The 17,081-nt window shown below is 40.2% G+C and carries 19 protein-coding genes and 1 pseudogene; 13 read left to right on the forward strand and 7 right to left on the reverse strand.

Annotation, left to right across the window (positions count from 1 at the left end; all coding sequences use genetic code 11):
* Positions 1-176 precede the first annotated feature (176 nt).
* The 9 genes and pseudogenes from ACQVGT_RS02580 (at position 177) to ACQVGT_RS02620 (ending at position 7,041) form a co-directional block, all read left to right on the forward strand.
* Positions 177-962, forward strand: a complete 786-nt coding sequence (locus ACQVGT_RS02580; RefSeq protein WP_041518270.1) for a YwqG family protein — start codon at positions 177-179, stop codon at positions 960-962.
* Positions 963-1,440: 478 nt separating this feature from the next.
* On the forward strand, positions 1,441-1,863 hold the full coding sequence (locus ACQVGT_RS02585) for a YwqH-like family protein (protein WP_015483791.1): 423 nt from the start codon (positions 1,441-1,443) through the stop codon (positions 1,861-1,863).
* 9 nt (positions 1,864-1,872) lie between these two features.
* Positions 1,873-2,133, forward strand: a complete 261-nt coding sequence (locus ACQVGT_RS02590) for a YwqI/YxiC family protein (protein WP_003221757.1) — start codon at positions 1,873-1,875, stop codon at positions 2,131-2,133.
* Positions 2,134-2,151: 18 nt separating this feature from the next.
* The gene (locus ACQVGT_RS02595) at positions 2,152-3,963 is read left to right on the forward strand and encodes a ribonuclease YeeF family protein (RefSeq protein ID WP_046340274.1); all 1,812 of its coding nucleotides are present in this window, start codon (positions 2,152-2,154) and stop codon (positions 3,961-3,963) included.
* A gap of 7 nt (positions 3,964-3,970) precedes the next feature.
* Positions 3,971-4,489: a hypothetical protein gene (locus tag ACQVGT_RS02600; protein WP_046340273.1), complete on the forward strand. Its 519-nt coding sequence runs from the start codon at positions 3,971-3,973 to the stop codon at positions 4,487-4,489.
* A gap of 13 nt (positions 4,490-4,502) precedes the next feature.
* Positions 4,503-4,712 (forward strand): hypothetical protein, encoded by a 210-nt coding sequence (locus ACQVGT_RS02605; protein WP_021480772.1) that lies wholly within the window; start codon positions 4,503-4,505, stop codon positions 4,710-4,712.
* Between the two features lie 131 nt (positions 4,713-4,843).
* Positions 4,844-5,830 (forward strand): annotated as a pseudogene (locus tag ACQVGT_RS02610) (T7SS effector LXG polymorphic toxin); the annotation flags it as partial.
* Positions 5,831-5,842: 12 nt separating this feature from the next.
* Positions 5,843-6,196, forward strand: a complete 354-nt coding sequence (locus tag ACQVGT_RS02615) for a hypothetical protein (protein ID WP_015483790.1) — start codon at positions 5,843-5,845, stop codon at positions 6,194-6,196.
* 131 nt (positions 6,197-6,327) lie between these two features.
* Complete coding sequence (locus ACQVGT_RS02620; protein WP_015384845.1) at positions 6,328-7,041, forward strand: endonuclease V; 714 nt, start codon at positions 6,328-6,330, stop codon at positions 7,039-7,041.
* A gap of 131 nt (positions 7,042-7,172) precedes the next feature.
* Here the strand turns inward: ACQVGT_RS02620 and chrA are convergent, their stop codons facing one another.
* Genes chrA through chrS form a run of 3 tightly spaced genes read right to left on the reverse strand, consistent with a single transcriptional unit; the run spans position 7,173 to position 8,789 of the window.
* Entirely contained in the window at positions 7,173-7,709 is a 537-nt protein-coding gene (gene chrA, locus ACQVGT_RS02625; protein ID WP_015384844.1) for a chromate resistance efflux protein ChrA, read from the reverse strand.
* A complete protein-coding gene (gene chrB, locus ACQVGT_RS02630; protein WP_015384843.1) occupies positions 7,706-8,299 on the reverse strand; it encodes a chromate efflux transporter subunit ChrB in 594 nt (197 codons plus the stop codon). Before chrB ends, chrA begins: the two co-directional genes overlap by 4 nt.
* A 13-nt stretch (positions 8,300-8,312) precedes the next feature.
* Positions 8,313-8,789, reverse strand: coding sequence for a chromate efflux transcriptional regulator ChrS (gene chrS / locus ACQVGT_RS02635; RefSeq protein WP_014478181.1), 477 nt, complete (start codon positions 8,787-8,789; stop codon positions 8,313-8,315).
* 213 nt (positions 8,790-9,002) lie between these two features.
* On the opposite strand from chrS, the gene ggt reads away from it, so the two are divergent.
* Positions 9,003-10,580, forward strand: a complete 1,578-nt coding sequence (gene ggt / locus ACQVGT_RS02640; protein WP_015384841.1) for a gamma-glutamyltransferase — start codon at positions 9,003-9,005, stop codon at positions 10,578-10,580.
* A 4-nt stretch (positions 10,581-10,584) separates the two neighbouring features.
* Here ggt and ACQVGT_RS02645 read toward each other — a convergent pair whose 3' ends face one another.
* The 3 genes from ACQVGT_RS02645 to ACQVGT_RS02655 all read right to left on the reverse strand — a co-directional run bounded on the left by ACQVGT_RS02645 (position 10,585) and on the right by ACQVGT_RS02655 (position 12,436).
* A complete protein-coding gene (locus ACQVGT_RS02645) occupies positions 10,585-10,920 on the reverse strand; it encodes a DUF4181 domain-containing protein (RefSeq protein ID WP_015384840.1) in 336 nt (111 codons plus the stop codon).
* A 176-nt stretch (positions 10,921-11,096) separates the two neighbouring features.
* Positions 11,097-11,714, reverse strand: a complete 618-nt coding sequence (locus ACQVGT_RS02650; protein WP_015384839.1) for a flavin reductase family protein — start codon at positions 11,712-11,714, stop codon at positions 11,097-11,099.
* 173 nt (positions 11,715-11,887) lie between these two features.
* Positions 11,888-12,436, reverse strand: a complete 549-nt coding sequence (locus ACQVGT_RS02655) for a CotG/ExsB N-terminal domain-containing protein (protein ID WP_046340272.1) — start codon at positions 12,434-12,436, stop codon at positions 11,888-11,890.
* 142 nt (positions 12,437-12,578) lie between these two features.
* Here ACQVGT_RS02655 and cotH point away from each other — a divergent pair, with 142 nt between their 5' ends.
* The 3 genes from cotH to ACQVGT_RS02670 all read left to right on the forward strand — a co-directional run bounded on the left by cotH (position 12,579) and on the right by ACQVGT_RS02670 (position 15,630).
* Positions 12,579-13,667, forward strand: coding sequence for a spore coat protein CotH (gene cotH / locus ACQVGT_RS02660; protein WP_015384837.1), 1,089 nt, complete (start codon positions 12,579-12,581; stop codon positions 13,665-13,667).
* A gap of 128 nt (positions 13,668-13,795) precedes the next feature.
* On the forward strand, positions 13,796-14,893 hold the full coding sequence (locus ACQVGT_RS02665) for a hypothetical protein (protein WP_015384836.1): 1,098 nt from the start codon (positions 13,796-13,798) through the stop codon (positions 14,891-14,893).
* Between the two features lie 59 nt (positions 14,894-14,952).
* Complete coding sequence (locus ACQVGT_RS02670; RefSeq protein ID WP_003227857.1) at positions 14,953-15,630, forward strand: DUF2642 domain-containing protein; 678 nt, start codon at positions 14,953-14,955, stop codon at positions 15,628-15,630.
* 56 nt (positions 15,631-15,686) lie between these two features.
* Here ACQVGT_RS02670 and ACQVGT_RS02675 read toward each other — a convergent pair whose 3' ends face one another.
* Positions 15,687-17,015, reverse strand: coding sequence for an arsenic transporter (locus ACQVGT_RS02675; RefSeq protein ID WP_080109047.1), 1,329 nt, complete (start codon positions 17,013-17,015; stop codon positions 15,687-15,689).
* Positions 17,016-17,081 lie beyond the last annotated feature (66 nt).

Raw genomic sequence — 17,081 nt, forward strand, 5'->3', positions numbered from 1 at the left:
GCGGGGTGCTGAATACATTTGCTACTATTTAACTATTGTTTGGAAAATTATACAGAAGTAGGGCTTCCGTAAACAATAGCTTGAGAAAGTGGAAAAAAACATTAAAGAATAAAAGAAAAACTAGAGAACAAGATCTGCCAAATTCAATTGGAGATGCCGGAAAAGGAGAGAATCTGATGAATCATCTGCCCGAAAAAATGAGACCGTACCGCGACTTGCTGGAGAAATCAGCGAAAGAATACGTGAAATTGAATGTCCGAACAGGGAAAACAGGACGATATGACAGCAAAATTGCGGGTGATCCCTATTTTCCCAAGCATGAAACATATCCGACTGACGAAAATGGACAGCCGATGAAGCTTCTGGCGCAGATTAATTTCTCGCAAATTCCCCAGCTTGACGGCTACCCTTCTTCAGGTATCCTGCAGTTCTACATTTCTCTTCATGATGACGTCTATGGACTGAATTTTGACGATCGATGTGAACAAAAGAATTTCAGAGTGATCTATTTTGAAAATATCATAGAAAACGAAGACAAGCTTGTTTCAGATTTTTCATTTATTGGCACAGGCGAATGTGATTTTCCGATTTTATCAGAAGCGGCAGTCGAGCCTGTGAAATCTTCGGAATGGGTGCTGCCTACAGATTTTCAATTTGAGCAGTATACGGACATGGAAACAATGGAGTTCTTTAGTCAGTTCGGCGAGGATGAAGAAGACATTTATAATGAACTGGCTGAAAACGGATTTGGCCATAAAATCGGCGGATACGCTTCTTTTACCCAGCATGATCCGCGGGAATACGCATATAAAGAACACACTATCATGCTTTTACAAATTGATTCAGACGATGATATCGATTCAATGTGGGGAGACGTCGGCATCGCCAATTTTTTCATCACACCTGAAGATCTAAGGAAAAAAGATTTTTCAAACGTTCTGTACAACTGGGACTGCAGCTAATACAAGCTTTTGATCCAAAGGGTCACACCTGATGCCAATAAGCCCAGCACCGTAAGAGGTATTGACTTATTAAATAGCAATGTGGCTGCAATACCGAAAACAAAGAAGGACAGAAAAGGAATGACAACAAAAAAATCATCGGACTGAAAAAACTCACTATCATCACCCTATACCATTTTACAGTAATTGCCACAAAATAAGAAGAGACAGATCAACAGCATCTGTCTCTTTCAAGTGTCTTTTTAACTATGACTTTAGGTGATTTTATTTTATAAAACGTTTTCATTAACTGTATAACGAACAAAAACAAGATCAAATACCTACATTTCAAGAGCGTTATATGCCTAAATTAAGCCATTTACCCTATTTAAGCCGCCTTCTGGCTATTTTAAAATATAATATATGGAAATAAAGTATGGAAAAGTCTATCTTCATCAGCCCCTCCATACGACTTTTTGAGTATTAAGAGGTGATTCAGATGGGTTATGAAAGTATGCTAGCGGATATCAAAAGTTCGCTCAACGGAAAAATTTCCGACGTGGAAGACAAGATCGAAAAGCTGAAAAAAGCAAAAAAGGACATAGACACACTGCAAGAAGAGGCAATCACTGAAATCAAAGAAATTGTGAAACCGGAATTGGGCAAGCATTGGACGGGAACAAAAGCCGATGATTTCGACAAGGGAAGAGAAGAGGCGAAATCGGAAGCATCTAAGATTGTGAATGATAAATATAACGAGTATATGGCTTCGATTAACGGTAAAATTTTTGATCTTGAATGGGATAAAGCTCAATATGCATCGGAATTGTTCATAGCAAATGGTGCAGCAGATCTTCTGAAAAAGGGAGAAGAGTTCGCGGAAGAAGTCGGAAATACAATTAGTAAACTAAAATGGTGGTGATCTTTTTTTATGTCAGAAATTAAGCTGAAGTACGACACAGTCATCAAAACATTAGATTCTGTCAAAGATGCGCTTGCTGACGTATCAATCGGCGCCGCAGGATCCAACGGAAAAAACAGCCTCGATTATACGAAAAAATATCATGAGCGTGAGGAGAACATCAAAACCATGCTCGGAGACTATAAAAAAGCGGTACAGAAAAATATCGAGGATACAAAGGATAATGTAGATTCACTTAAAGAGCAGGACGAGGCGATAGCGGTAAAATAGAAAAGAAAGGGCAGTGCGATGAGCAAAGTATTTGAATCTAAATCTTTAATCGAAGAAGCGAAGAGCAGAAAAAAGCAATATGAGACGCTTGAGGAGCAGCTGAATACGCTGAAAAAAGCGTTTCAGGGAGTTGCAGATTTAGGCGACAATTTTAAAGGAAAAGGCGCGGATAATATTAAAGATTTTTTTCAGGGACAGGCGGAAATCGTTGACAGCTGGCTGACGCTTGTCTCTGCTCAAATTGCGTTTTTAAATGGCATTTCAGGAGATATTAAAGATCAAGAACTGAATGATTCATATGTGGAAACTTCTTTTTTAGATCATGAGCTGCCCAATGGAGACCTGAAAGCCTCAGAGATAGTCTCCGCTCATAAAGAAGAAATCGATTCTATTTTGTCAGGCATCAGCGATATTATTGATCTCGACATGTATACGCTTGACGACTATGCAGATAAGATGGGCGATGCCCAAAAAACCAGACGTGACACGATCACAGCTGTCGATAAGCTTGATGAATCCCTGACAACTGAATATCAAAATTTAGAATCTCTGGACAACGCAGTGCTCACCAAATATTCCGTTCTCATGCAGGCCACCAGCAACGGGAAGAGCGCTTCTCCTATGTACTATGACAAAAAAGCCTTCCACAGCAATGAAGTCTACAAAAGCGTCATTGAAGTAGAAAATCAAGGAACAACCTATATCGATGCAAAAACCCAGCAAGCAGAAGCAAGACGGCTCCAGGAAAAAGCCGAGGAAGAAGCAAACAAACCGTGGTACGAAAAAACATGGGATGGAGTTTGCAACTTTACTGGAGAAGTCACTGGCTATTATGATTATAAAAGAGCAACCGAAGGCGTTGATCCGGTTACCGGAGAAAAACTCTCCACCGCAGAACGTGTGACAGCAGGAGCTATGGCCGCAGCCGGATTTATACCAGTCGTCGGCTGGGCAGGCCGGGCCTTCAAAGGCGGAAAAGCCATCTACAAAACCGGAAAAGCAGCTATCGCTGCTGAACACGCATTAGACGCCTACAAAACAGGCAAATCCTTAGACATTCTCAAAATGACAGAAATGGGCGCATACGGCCTTGTTGCGTCAAACGGATTCTCAGAAGCCGTCACGGGACGGGATATGTTTGGAAACAAAGTGTCTGAGGAGAAGCGGAAAACGGGTGCGCTGGAAGCGGCATTGAGTTTGGTTGGTGCTGGTGCATTGGCGAAGTCGGTTGACAATACGCTATCGATGGGAAGAAATCTTGATAAGAGTTATTCTTTTTCTAAAATTAAGCAAAGTGGTCATATAAATAAAGAACAGATTGTTACTTCGACTGGCCATACATTTGACTTAAAGCCAGAGAAGAAACAATTATATACGAAGAAAGTAAATAATGATAAGTTACAATCAAGTAAAAAAGCTGTCGATCCTGTCGAACAATCAGTAAGTTATTACAGAGTTCAAGGAGGAGGAGCGGGAAATAAAACAAGTCAGTATAGAATTAAAGTAAATAGTGATGGAAGCATTGCTATTCCTATTAAAAATGCTGATTTAAACATAAGTGCTTACAATTTAGAACACGCTAAATATTATCGAGATGTAGCAAGACCAGGCGGAGAAATTGTAGAATTTAAGGTACCTAAAGAGGTTGATGATTTAATCAAGGAGACAGTAATTGATCAGTATGGATATACTAAAAACCCTCGTAACCAGGGGAGAACTGCTCCAAAGCTTGTTGATCCTACGACACCGGGAGTTAGTTATGAACTTCCGGCGGAACCATGGATAGAGTGGTTAGAGGAATATGGGCATTCAGCCAAAAAAATAGAATGAGAAAGTGGTGTTTTCGTTGTTATTAAAACCGGAGTATGCCCAAAATATAATAGTCGGGGTAAAGACTTCTTCTCAATTCTCATGGTATCTAACAGAAAGAGATGTTTGGATACTAGATATCATAAAATATAAAGAAGCCTATGAAAAAAACGGGTTTAGTTTTGATATGGACTTTGCTCTTTCTCTAAGAAATAACATTTCAGTTGTAAATGAAGATAATTATCGTCTTTATTTAAAAGAATATACTGACTATATTATCCCGTCTTCAGAATTAAAGAAGTTAGTTGAACATCAGGATTATGAAAGTACTATTCTAGAATTAAGGCCATCATTATATATAGACTTTAATCAAAAAATGCTTCTTTCGCTGTATCCTGAGTTATTACCTTTTGAAAATTATGTTCCTAATAATTGGACAGGGGTTCGGGAAGACTTTACTAGTTATATTCCTGAAGAGGATAGATACTGGATTTTTGATGATGTAAATTATATAGACAAAGTTTTTAATGAGAAAGAAAGAGAGTAAAGGAGAAAATAAAATGTCAAAAGATGATAGCTTGGTAATAATAAATGAAAGTTTTAAAAAGGAGGGTAGTGAAGAAGATATAGAAGGATTAACAATAATGATTGATGGGGTTATAAAGCAGGTTTTTAATAAAATTAGAAATGAAAGAAATTATAACAGTAATAATGAAGTTATGAGAGATATTATATTTGAAGGAATTAATAGTATTGTTAAAAAATCTTAAGGCATTATTAAAAACAAATAAACGCTTCGAGTTGGTTTGATTTTCTACCTTGATTGGCACTGAAGCCTTTCAAGGTTTTTTTATTAGTTTGTTGTCCACTGTTTTATATAGCGTAAATAAGTATAGGCTTTGAACGCGTCACAGTCGGCACCATGGCAGCCGGGTTTATACCAGTCGTCGGCTGGGCAGGCCGGGCCTTCAAAGGCGGAAAAGCCATCTACAAAACCGGAAAAGCAGCTATCGCTGCTGAACACGCATTAGACGCCTACAAAACAGGCAAATCCTTAGACATTCTCAAAATGACAGAAATGGGCGCATACGGCCTTGTTGCGTCAAACGGATTCTCAGAAGCCGTCACGGGACGGGATATGTTTGGAAACAAAGTGTCTGAGGAGAAGCGGAAGCAAGGGGCGCTGGAAGCTGTGCTGAGTTTGGTTGGAGCCGGTGCACTGGCGAAACATATTGATAAAGGCATCCCGCTTGCAACCCATTCAAAAGTTCAAACAGCTAACAAGACATTAGAAAAAGTAAAACAATTCAAAGTCCCAACAAACGTCCGCGTGTACGCAGAACGCCCTGTAACTCCGGATGGCTTCACATTCGGAATCCCGACAGTCCGTGTAGATGTGGAAAAGACGGCTGTTAAGGATCTTGGGATTGTGAAGATGGTTAGTGATGGCGGTCGTAAGGGAAGTTCTCATAGTCCTAACATTTCTGAAAATCACGATAAAGTAGCGCACGATGGATATTATGGTCGTAAAGAATTTAGAACGATGCTTAATAATGCTTCGTTTACTCCGCATGGCCATAAACATGTTAAGGCTAAAACACCTGAAGAAGCAAAACGTTTTAGTATGACAGGTAAAAAAGCTGCTCAATACTTACCAGATGTGAATAATAAAGCTTTAGAAAAAAAGGCACTTCTAAAAGGTCATATTATTGATAATGGAAATAACAACTATTATTTCATTTATGATGCAGGAAAAACAGTCGGTTATGATCTAGGTACGCCAACAAGCTGGATTAGAGCGGAGTTTTCTGGTGGTGAATATCATGGTCATCCGATTGCTGGAAGTCGATTAGATAAGTATTTAAAACAACTTGGTATTGATAAGTAATAGGAGGCTTTTATGAGAAAGATAAAAAAAATGCCAGAAATAAGTTTACAACCCTTAAGGATTCCAAAAGGATGGACCATAAATCAAAACAGTTTTAGAGAAATTGATCCGAAAAAACTAGCACCAGACGATGAAAAATGGTTGTTTTTTTCACAAGATTTAATGCAATTAACATACTCTCGTAAAAATTACTTACTTGATTTAGGTTGGTATCCAGATGCGGATGCTAATGGATTTTATCAACTAGTTATGATGCAAAATGAGGATTGGGATCAACCCATGTATGAATTTCAGACAAATAGCCATATTGAAATAGTTAAAAATATAGAATTTATATTAAACAAAGTTACGAATAATGAAATGTAGTTAAACATTTAATTAAAACTATTAATAAAGTTTGTAGAACCTGGAGTTGTAAGTTTTCAAACAATTTTCAAAGTGAAAATGAATACAAAGAAAAACAGACACTAGTTAACAGGAGGTAGGATTGATTTTAGATGCATGTTAAACAAATACATTCTTTCAACCTAAACAGAGAAGAATTTGTAAAAACACAACAATCCCTTATCCATAAAATCAACCTATCCCACACGATCCATCCCAACTCCATCAACACCTGCGCAGGCGTCGACCTGGCCTATTGGGAGCAGGATGGAGAACCGTACGGGGTGTGCTGTATTATCGTGATTGACGCTGATACAAAAGAAATCATTGAAAAAGTGCACAGCATGGGGAGAATCAGCGTGCCGTATGTTTCGGGTTTTCTTGCGTTTCGCGAGCTGCCTTTGATCATCGAGGCGGCGAAAAAGCTGGAGACGGAGCCGGATGTCTTCTTGTTTGATGGCAACGGATATCTGCATTACAACCATATGGGCGTTGCCACCCATGCGGCTTTTTTTCTCAATAAGCCGACGATTGGGATAGCGAAAACCTATCTCAAAATCAAAGGCTGCGATTTCGTGACGCCTGAAAATGAAGTAGGTGAATACACTGATATTATCATTGACGGCGAGGTATATGGACGGGCGCTGCGAACGCGGCGGGATGTGAAGCCTATTTTCTTGTCTTGCGGAAATAACATTGATTTAGAAAGCAGTTATCAAATTACGTTGAGCCTGCTTAATCAAGAAAGCAGACTGCCGATTCCTGTCCGCCTGGCTGACCTTGAAACACATGTTTTGCGAACGTTTTATCAGAAAAATCACGTGTAAAACTTGCAGGCCGGAATCTGCAAGTTTTTTTAATGATTCCTATATACAGGACAATCTGTGAATGAGAGGAACCATATATCAAACGACATTTCTGGACCAAAATAAAAAAGCACCTGTCCAGGTGCTTTTTTCTATAAATGAGGGATCACAAGGCCCCCATATAAAAACGCCGCGATAATCAAAAATGCCGGATGCATTTTGAATTTTGTCATGGCAAGGAGCGAAATTCCCGCAATCACGATCGATTGGCCCCAGCCAATCGCTTTGATGCCGTCTGCGCCGATTTGCCAGGTAAGAATGAGCATCATGACCGCGATGACAGGCTGGACGGACAGCGTCATGCCTTTGATGACAGGTGATTGGCGGAAGCGCTGGATGATGCGCAGCAGGACGATCAATGCGAGCGCCGACGGTACGACGGTTGCGATCAGGGCAATTAGGAAGCCGGGCCACCCGCCTGCGCTGTAGCCGACATACGCAGCGATTTTCGTGGCGATCGGGCCCGGCAAAGCGTTCGCAAGTGCGAGCATATTTGAGAATTGATCGTTTGAGAGCCAGCTGTATCTGTTTACGACTTCTTCAAACATTAGCGGGATAGACGCAGGTCCGCCGCCATATCCCAGTAGGTTTGCGATAAAAAACGCCATAAATAAATAGATCGATATCATGACGCTGACATTCCTTTATCTTTTGAATGTTTATTTGTGATTTTGTCTTTCAGTTTAAAATGAAACGCCCCGTACGCTAAGAAAATGATAATGACAAGGCCGGGATTAACCTGTAAAGTTTGCAGGCCGATAAAAGCGATGATAAAAAACAGGATGCCGGTGAGCCAGCCGAAACCTTTTAGCACTTTTTGGCCAAACTCGTACGCCATGATACCGAGCATTACTGCAATTACCGGCGTGACGGCACCAATCATGCCTGCAACAATTGCTGAATGGCTTAACACATTTACAGCCGCAAACAAGCCCACCATCGCAAGACATGTAGGCAGAATGTGGGCGAGGGTCGCCACAATTGCACCTAATGTGCCTTTTAGCTTAAAGCCCAGATAAGCAGCCATTTTGGTGGCAATCGGTCCGGGAAGCGCATTAGCGATTGCTAATATTTCTCCGAATTCATCATCGTCAATCCATTTATACTTATTGACCGCTTCATGGCGGATCAGTGGAATCACGGAAGGTCCGCCGCCGAACCCTAATATGCCGGTGCGAACCATTGCGGCCGTCATATCCCGATAAGGATGGTTTTTCATTCGTTTCTCTCCTTTACAGCTTCATTCCCATACGGCTTTTGTATCGTTTGATCAGCATCTGGCAATCAACACTGACGACGCCTCGCAATGGATACAGCCGTTTTGTTAAAAATTCTTCCATTTCTTGATCGTTGGCAAAGATCCCATGCATATGCAGCTTGCTCGGGCCTGTCATGTGATAAAGGCTGGTGACCGCAGGCTCTTCCTCAAGCTTAAGAGCGACCTCTTCTAAAAATTGCGGTTCTACCTCGACATTGAAAAACACGGAAACATGAATGCCGATTTTAGCGGGATTGATGACAGCGGTGAATTTTTCAATAACACCGGCTTCAATTAATTGGTTGATACGGGCCTGGACGGCGACCCGTGACAAATCGACTCTTTTGCCAAGATCCGTATAAGAAATTCTGCCTTCTTCATGCAAAATCGTGAGAATTTGTTTATCAGTCTCATCAAGTACAAGGTTTGGGATTTGATATTCATGACTCAATTGCTCCACCTGCTTTCGTAGCCTTTTAGACATCATTTTACCATAAAAATTACGTTTCGAAATTATAATTTTTCATTTGTTTTCGAAATGAATGTAAAAACATCTTATCATTTGCGAAAGGAAGAAAGTTCGTCAGTTTTTCTGCCGGATCAGTAGATGTAAAAAATCAGGCTCCCTATACTGAAGAAAATTTCTTAAAAAAGGGGACTTGTGATGAACAAATCTGTCATCGGTACAAAGCAAATGGTTGTCAGTCCGCATTACCTCGCTTCTCAAGCCGGAAACCGCATACTGGATAAGGGAGGCAACGCGTTTGACGCCGCTGTTGCGGTGAGTGCTTGTCTTGCGGTTGTGTATCCGCATATGACTGGACTTGGCGGGGATTCCTTTTGGCTGACCTTTCACCAGGAAACAAAGGCAGTAAAAGTCTACAATGGCAGCGGCCGTTCAGGAAAAAACGTAACGAGAGATGTATATAAGGGAAAAAGCGCGATTCCGCTGCGGGGAATTGACAGTGCCATTACCGTGCCGGGAATGGTTGATAGCTGGGATGCGGTCCTGAAGGAGTACGGGCGTCTGTCTCTTGCAGATGTACTGGAACCCGCACGCGATTATGCCCAAAATGGGTTTCCTGTATCAGCTGATCAGTGTCGTCACACAGAAAAGAATATTGAATTGCTGGCCTCCACGTCTTACACGGCTGACATCTTCACGAGAAGGGGCAAAGCACCTGTCCCGGGAGAGCGGTTTGTGCAAAAAAAGCTTGCAGACAGTCTGAACTTGATTGCTAAAAAAGGAAGAAGCGCATTTTATGAAGGAGATCTCGCTCAGCGGATTGTCTCACATTTACAGAATAACGGCAGTTACATGACAATCGATGATTTTAAAGCGCATCGGGGTGAGTGGGCAGCGCCTGTATCAAGTGATTATCGAGGATACAGTGTGTATCAGGCGCCGCCGAATTCTCAGGGATTTACCGGTTTATTGACACTGAACATTTTGGAAAACTATGATTTCACCCAAATCGAACACGGTTCATTTGAGTATTATCATGTGCTTGTGGAGGCATTGAAAAAGAGTTTTCTAGATCGGGATGCCGTCCTGACTGATCCGGCGTTTGCAGACATTCCGCTTGAAAGGCTTTTGGACAAACGTTATGCAAAACAATTGGCAGAAGAAATCGGCTATCTCGCAGTACCGGCAGAAAGCAGGCCGGTGGGAAGTGATACGGCATATGCGGCCGTAATCGATGCGGATGGCAACGCAGTGTCATTCATCCAAAGCCTGTACTTTGAATTTGGCTCGGCAATCACTGCCGGTGATACAGGCATATTACTGCAAAACCGCGGATCATTTTTCTCACTGGATGAAAATCATGTCAACATGCTTGAACCGAGAAAGCGTACCTTCCATACGCTGATGCCGGCTATGGTCTGTAAAGGCGGAAAGCCGAAAATTCTGTACGGTACACAAGGCGGCGAAGGCCAGCCGCAGACCCAGACGGCCATCATTACCCGAATGCTGGACTACGGAATGCATCCACAGCAGGCAATCAGCGAACCGCGCTGGGTATGGGGCAGAACGTGGGGAGAGGAATACGAAGGTCTCAGAGTTGAGGGCAGATTCACAGACAGAACAATCCAAAAACTGAAAGACAGCGGACATCTCGTGGAGGTTGTCGGTGACTATGATCCGCTGATGGGACACGCGGCTGCAATCAAAGTTGATGAAGAAGGCTTTCTCCAAGGCGGAGCCGATCCTCGGGGAGACGGAGCGGCTGTGGGGATTTAAATAACTAGAGGATACAAATATAAATCAAAAGCGCAAACATTAGGGAGACCTCTACAATGTGGTACATATACTTTTTATCTTCAGGTCTATAATGCCACTCCATAAAAATTCGTATTGAGTCAATCACAATAAAAAATAAAAGAAGCAAATATTCAACTGGAAAAAAGGAGAGTGAAAACACAAACAAAATAAGTAAAGTGATTTCGATCCATTTGTGTGTATTGCTGACATGCTTATATCGCCAGCCGGATTTATCAATACCGTATTTTTTCTTTATAAAAAATTGAGAGACGAGACTGATGGTAATAGCGATCAGCATTAAAATCCAAAAGTTTGTCATTCCAATTCCTCCTAATCTACCTTTATACGAAGAAAAAGGAAAAACGTTTCACAAAAGAACACCCCGAGCTTACTCTGGGTGTTCTTTTTTTGATATTTTTTCAGTTTTTTACAGACGATATTTTGTAATCATAAGGTCTTTTTGACTAGTTTCTTCTATTTAAATAGTCCTTCTCTTCAGCTGGGACGAATCAGTGTGAATTCTTCTCCGAGCTTGGCATAGTGATTTCCCGCCAATCGTGAGGCAGGCTTTAATTCGTCCGTTAAAATATATCCCTTTTCTGCATCATACACCTTTTCATCTAGGTGGAAGCAGACAACTCTTCCGATGAGCAGATCTGCTGTAGTGACGCCATGATCATTGTCAAAGGTAATATGCCGCTCTAATTTGCACTCAAAGCGAACGCGGGCTTCCTTAATGCCGGGAACTGAAACAGCTTTGCTTTCAACAGGATGAAGCGAGGTGCGTGTAAGCTCGCTTTCATCCGGCCTTAAGCTTGCAGCTGTTTCATTGATATCTTCAATGATGGCTTCATCACTGACATGAACGACAAATTCTCCGTTCTCCACTGCGTTTCGCGCTGTATCTTTTTGGCGTCCTTCCGTCCTGTTAACAGAAATACTGAGAAGCGGAGGATCTGAGCTGACGACGTTATAAAAACTGAAAGGCGCGGCATTGACCGCTCCTCCTGAAGAAAGTGTTGTCACAAATGCAATGGGGCGGGGAATAACGGTACCTGACAATAGCTTGTATGTGTCTTTGGCACTAAGCTGATCAGCTTGAAATATGTACATAGCAACAACCGCCTTTATCGTTAGGATACCTCGATTATAACGAAATGGTTTAAAGGAAACCAAATGATGCGGGTTGCATATGTTATGTCATGACATATATCTAATACAGGGCAAATAAAAAAATAGGCTTCCGTACCTCCGCCGGCAGCCTATTGAAACAATGAAAACTTAGATTATTTGTATTTCTTTTTGACTACCCAGCAATTGCCGTCTTTCCAGTATTCTTTTTTGCTGTCATAATCATCGTGTTTTTTGTAGTCGTCGCAGTGGTGGTGCGGTTTTTTGTAGTACTTCTTATGGGAACGATAAGATTTTTTGTGTGTGCGGCATGACTTCTTATAGCTGCGAGATTTTTTCTTGTGAGAACAGTATGACTTTTTGTAGCTGCGAGATTTTTTGTAAGAACGGCAAGATTTTTTATAGCTGCGAGATTTTTTGTAGGAACGGCAAGATTTTTTATAGCTGCGAGATTTTTTGTGAGAACGGTACGATTTTTTGTGGCTGCGAGATTTCTTGTGAGAGCAGTATGATTTTTTGTGGCTGCGAGATTTTTTGTGAGAACAGAATGATTTTTTGTGGCTGCGAGATTTTTTGTGAGTGCGGTGCGACTTTTTATGACTGCGTTTTTTTCCATGAGGCTCTTGGTATAAATAATCCTTTAAACCTTCTTTTTTTGCGGATTTCACCGCTTCTTTGATGTCAGAATGGGAATAGTGGCCCAATTTGAAATCCTCCTTTTAAAAATGATGTTAAGGATGAAGATCCTTACTACCCTCATAGTACGCGCGGTTTTAAAAAGTGTATAAGTGTTCCGCTGAGATCTTATAAAAAATAAAAGCCTAAAATTTGTAAGGAGGATTATGGATGAAGAATCAATCCAATTTACCGCTTTATCAGCTGTTTGTTCATCCAAAAGATTTGCGTGAATTAAAAAAGGATATATGGGACGATGATCCGGTGCCAGCTGTGATGAAGGTAAATCAAAAAAGGCTGGATATTGATATCGCTTATCGGGGATCACATATCAGAGACTTCAAAAAGAAGTCATACCATATTTCCTTTTATCAGCCGAAAACATTCCGCGGCGCGCGAGAGATTCACTTAAATGCGGAGTACAAAGACCCTTCCTTGATGAGAAACAAATTGTCTCTGGATTTTTTCTCGGAGCTAGGGACACTGTCTCCAAAAGCAGAATTTGTGTTTGTAAAGGTGAATGGGAAGAATGAAGGGGTTTATCTTGAACTTGAATCCGTTGATGAATATTATTTAGCGAAAAGGAAGCTGGCTGATGGCGCGATTTTTTACGCGGTGGATGATGATGCTAACTTTTCTCTGATGAGCGATTTGGAAAAGGAAACGAAGACGTCGCTGGAGCTTGGATATGAAAAGAAGACAGGGACTGTGGAAGATGATTTTTATTTACAGGATATGATTTTTAAAATTAATACTGTCCCTAAAGCTCAGTTTAAGTCAGAAGTGACAAAACACGTGGATGTCGATAAGTATTTGCGCTGGCTTGCCGGTATTGTATTCACCTCGAACTATGACGGGTTTGTCCACAACTACGCATTATACAGAAGCGGGGAAACCGGATTATTTGAGGTGATTCCTTGGGATTATGATGCGACCTGGGGCAGGGATATCCATGGAGAGCGGATGGCTGCCGATTATGTAAGAATTCAAGGATTTAATACACTAACCGCCCGGATATTGGATGAATCCGATTTTCGCAAGTCCTACAAGCGGCTGTTAGAAAAAACGCTTCAATCTCTTTTTACGATAGAATATATGGAACCGAAAATAATGGCTATGTATGAGCGGATTAGGCCTTTTGTCCTGATGGACCCATATAAAAAGAATGATGTTGAGCGTTTTGACCGTGAGCCGGATGTGATTTGTGAATATATTAAAAACCGTTCACAATACCTCAAAAATAATTTAAGTATTTTATGAATGTGTGAAAATAGGTATTCTGCTGAAAAAGCGACAATTAGGCTATTGAATTAGTTCAACAAATAATCGTGACACGTATATATGCAATATGTTTATCATCTATGTATAAGTGACTAGGAGGAACTTGAATGAGCAAGAGGAGAATGAAGTATCATTCAAATGATGAAATATCTTATTATAACTTTTTGCATTCAATGAAAGATAAAATTGTTACTGTATATCGTGGAGGTCCGGAATCTAAAAAAGGGAAATTAACTGCTGTAAAATCAGATTATATTGCTTTACAAGCTGAAAAAAAAATAATTTATTATCAGTTGGATCATGTGAAAAGTATTACTGAGGATACCAATAATAGCACCACAGCAATTGAGACTGAGGAAATGCCCGACGCTGACGATTTTCATAGCTTAATCGGACAATTAATGAACCAATCAGTTCAATTTAATCAGGGGGGGCCGGAATCTAAAAAAGGAAGATTGGTCTGGCTGGGAGATGATTACGCTGCGTTAAACACAAATGAGGATGGGGTAGTGTATTTTAATATCCATCACATCAAGAGTATAAGTAAACATGAGCCCGATTTGAAAATAGAAGGACAGACGCCAGCGGGTGTCTTGGAAGCTGATTATTTAAGCGAGGTTTTTAAGAGTCTGACTCATAAATGGGTTTCAATTAATCGTGGAGGTCCGGAAGCCATTGAGGGTATCCTTGTAGATAATGCCGACGGCCATTATACTATAGTGAAAAATCAAGAGGTGCTTCGCATCTATCCTTTTCACATAAAAAGCATCAGCTTAGGCCCAAAAGGGTCGTACAAAAAAGAGGATCAAAAAAATGAACAAAGCCAGGAAGACAATAATGATAAGGACAGCAATTCATTCATTTCTTCAAAATCATATAGCTCATCAAAATCATCTAAACGATCACTAAAATCTTCAGATTATCAATCATCCAAATCTGGTCGTTCGTCACGTTCAAAAAGTTCATCAAAATCATCTAAACGATCATCAAAATCTTCAGATCATCAATCATCAAAATCTTACAGCTCATCAGGTTCAAAGAGTTCATCAAAAACATCTAAACGATCACCAAGATCTTCAGATTATCAATCATCAAGATCACCAGGTTATTCAAGTTCCTTAAAAAGTTCAGGAAAACAAAAGGAAGATTATAGCTATGAAACGATTGTCAGAACGATAGACTATCACTGGAAACGTAAATTTTAATAGATAATGGAGGAGCATCAGATTAAGTGATGCCCTTTTTCAGTTAAAGGAGGAGAATCGTGAAAGGTTTGAATCAATTCCTTAACACAGATGTTGAGGTTGTCATTTCAGGAGATACAAGGTTTGTCGGCACCCTCATAGATATCGGACAGGATATTTTTGTTATTTTTGATGGCTGCAATTATCTTTATATTCCCTTGTTGCATCTTCATCAAATGAACAAGGCGAAAATAATGACCAGTACTGAGAAGCCATTTTTGATCAATCCGGAAGATCCAATGATAGAGGCAGAAACTCAAGCTTTTTCATATAGAAATACATTAAACAAGGTCAAAGGCCAGTTTATTGAAGTTTATGTAACTGGGGGTCGATCGATCCATGGGTATGTTACAAATGTTTTAAACGATTATATTGTATTTTTCTCACCCGTATTTAAAATCCTTTTTATATCTATGCATCATTTAAAATGGTTTACCCCTTATTCAACTGAACAAACACCGTATACTCTTGACAACTCACAATTGCCTGTCGTGCCTTCCAAAGTTCCTCTTGTACGTAATTTTGAGGAGCAGATCAAAAAAAATATTGGTGAATTGGTCATATTTGATATGGGAGAGGTGCCAGAAAAAGTTGGTCTATTAAAGGATGTCTCTAATAATATAATTGAGCTTATTAACGCAAGTGGAGAGCCAGTCATTTGGAAGTTAAATCATCTAAAGACAATGCATCTTCCCTAGTGTATACAAAACTGCCCTCTTGAATAGCAGAAGGCAGTTTTTCGTTTCATACTGTACTAAAGAAATAACCAACTGATCCAAAAATATAAACATGTTAACGTAAAAAGAACAGTCAGCGGAATGATGATAATGGTCGTTTTTATATATTCGCCCCATGAAATACTTTCATCATGCTGTTTTAATATATGCATCCAAATAAGCGTTGCTAAGGTTCCCATAGGTAATAATAATGAACCGATATCACTGCCGATAATATTTGCCAAGTAGATGATTTTTGTGGTTGAAGGATTCAGGGTCATTTCAGTTAAGGTAAAAGTACTGATCATTAACGCTGGATGATTGTTAAAGAGATTAGAAAAAACAGAAGTAGAGATACCTGATGCGAAAGTTGCATGGGCGAGGCTTCCAGAAACCACGGGTTCAAAATAATTCACAAGTAACTCAGTGAATCCAATATTATGCAGACCATAAATTAAGACATACATAGTAAAAGCGAATATAAAAATGTGCCAAGGCGATTTATATAACAAGTCTCTTGGGGAGGTTTTGAAATAAATCCATCTCCAGCTCAACAGGATAAAAGATCCGATGACAGCGACTAGAGGAACAGAAATACCGGTATATGATGCTGCAAATAGACTCATTCTGACGAGAAAAACAAATGCAAGCACAAACAACATGATTTTTGTTTGATTTTGTTCTGGTAAAGGAGCTGATGGCGAATGAAGAGGATGGTACCTTCTATGCCGCAGAGACTGAAAATGGCTCGGTATATCTGGCAGGTTCTTGGGAAGACGTTTATAAAAGAACATAAACAGTAGACAAGTCATAAAAATGAGTCCCATCATACTAGGGACAAACATCATGGCAGTGTGAAGATATAGATCCATTCCAATTATTTTGAGAGAAATTAAATTAACAATATTACTTACGCCAATCGGTGCGCTAGAGGCTGTGGCTATTAAAACACCGCTTAATAAATATGGGGCTTTTTGATGTTTTTTTAAACCTAAATATTTTAGTACAAGCAAAAGGATTGGAGTTGTGATCAAAATGCTCCCATCATTATTCAGGAAAATGGTCATGAGAAAGCAGAGCAAATTGGTTAGCCAAAAAAGCTTGATGCCTGAACCCTTGGATTGTTGGAGCAGTTTTGCAGCCACCCAATAAAAGAAACCAAAGCTTTCTAGTGCAATGGCCATAATCATAGTGGCAAGGATTGTAACCGATGCACCCGTGACTTTTGTTCCGATTTCCCCTAAGTCTGCCAATGACACACTTCCGCACAATAAAACCATTAAAGCGCCAAATGTGGCGGGGATAGCTTCATTTAGTCCTTTTGGTCTCCAGAAAATAAAAATCATTGTTACGAAAAAAACGAGCAATGTGAATATGCCGGTGAACTCAATAATTTACTTCACCTCTCTATCTTTCATTTTTAAAATCAAACT

It is taken from the genome of Bacillus sp. SCT118 (genome assembly GCF_058566435.1).

Bases quoted from the DNA above. Each gene is read 5' to 3' on its own strand.
- ACQVGT_RS02580 (WP_041518270.1), top strand. From the start codon at position 177: ATGAATCATCTGCCCGAAAAAATGAGACCGTACCGCGACTTGCTGGAG.
- ACQVGT_RS02585 (WP_015483791.1), top strand. From the start codon at position 1,441: ATGGGTTATGAAAGTATGCTAGCGGATATCAAAAGTTCGCTCAACGGA.
- ACQVGT_RS02590 (WP_003221757.1), top strand. From the start codon at position 1,873: ATGTCAGAAATTAAGCTGAAGTACGACACAGTCATCAAAACATTAGAT.
- ACQVGT_RS02595 (WP_046340274.1), top strand. From the start codon at position 2,152: ATGAGCAAAGTATTTGAATCTAAATCTTTAATCGAAGAAGCGAAGAGC.
- ACQVGT_RS02605 (WP_021480772.1), top strand. From the start codon at position 4,503: ATGTCAAAAGATGATAGCTTGGTAATAATAAATGAAAGTTTTAAAAAG.
- ACQVGT_RS02615 (WP_015483790.1), top strand. From the start codon at position 5,843: ATGAGAAAGATAAAAAAAATGCCAGAAATAAGTTTACAACCCTTAAGG.
- ACQVGT_RS02620 (WP_015384845.1), top strand. From the start codon at position 6,328: ATGCATGTTAAACAAATACATTCTTTCAACCTAAACAGAGAAGAATTT.
- chrA (WP_015384844.1), bottom strand. From the start codon at position 7,709: ATGATATCGATCTATTTATTTATGGCGTTTTTTATCGCAAACCTACTG.
- chrB (WP_015384843.1), bottom strand. From the start codon at position 8,299: ATGAAAAACCATCCTTATCGGGATATGACGGCCGCAATGGTTCGCACC.
- ggt (WP_015384841.1), top strand. From the start codon at position 9,003: ATGAACAAATCTGTCATCGGTACAAAGCAAATGGTTGTCAGTCCGCAT.
- ACQVGT_RS02645 (WP_015384840.1), bottom strand. From the start codon at position 10,920: ATGACAAACTTTTGGATTTTAATGCTGATCGCTATTACCATCAGTCTC.
- ACQVGT_RS02650 (WP_015384839.1), bottom strand. From the start codon at position 11,714: ATGTACATATTTCAAGCTGATCAGCTTAGTGCCAAAGACACATACAAG.
- cotH (WP_015384837.1), top strand. From the start codon at position 12,579: ATGAAGAATCAATCCAATTTACCGCTTTATCAGCTGTTTGTTCATCCA.
- ACQVGT_RS02665 (WP_015384836.1), top strand. From the start codon at position 13,796: ATGAGCAAGAGGAGAATGAAGTATCATTCAAATGATGAAATATCTTAT.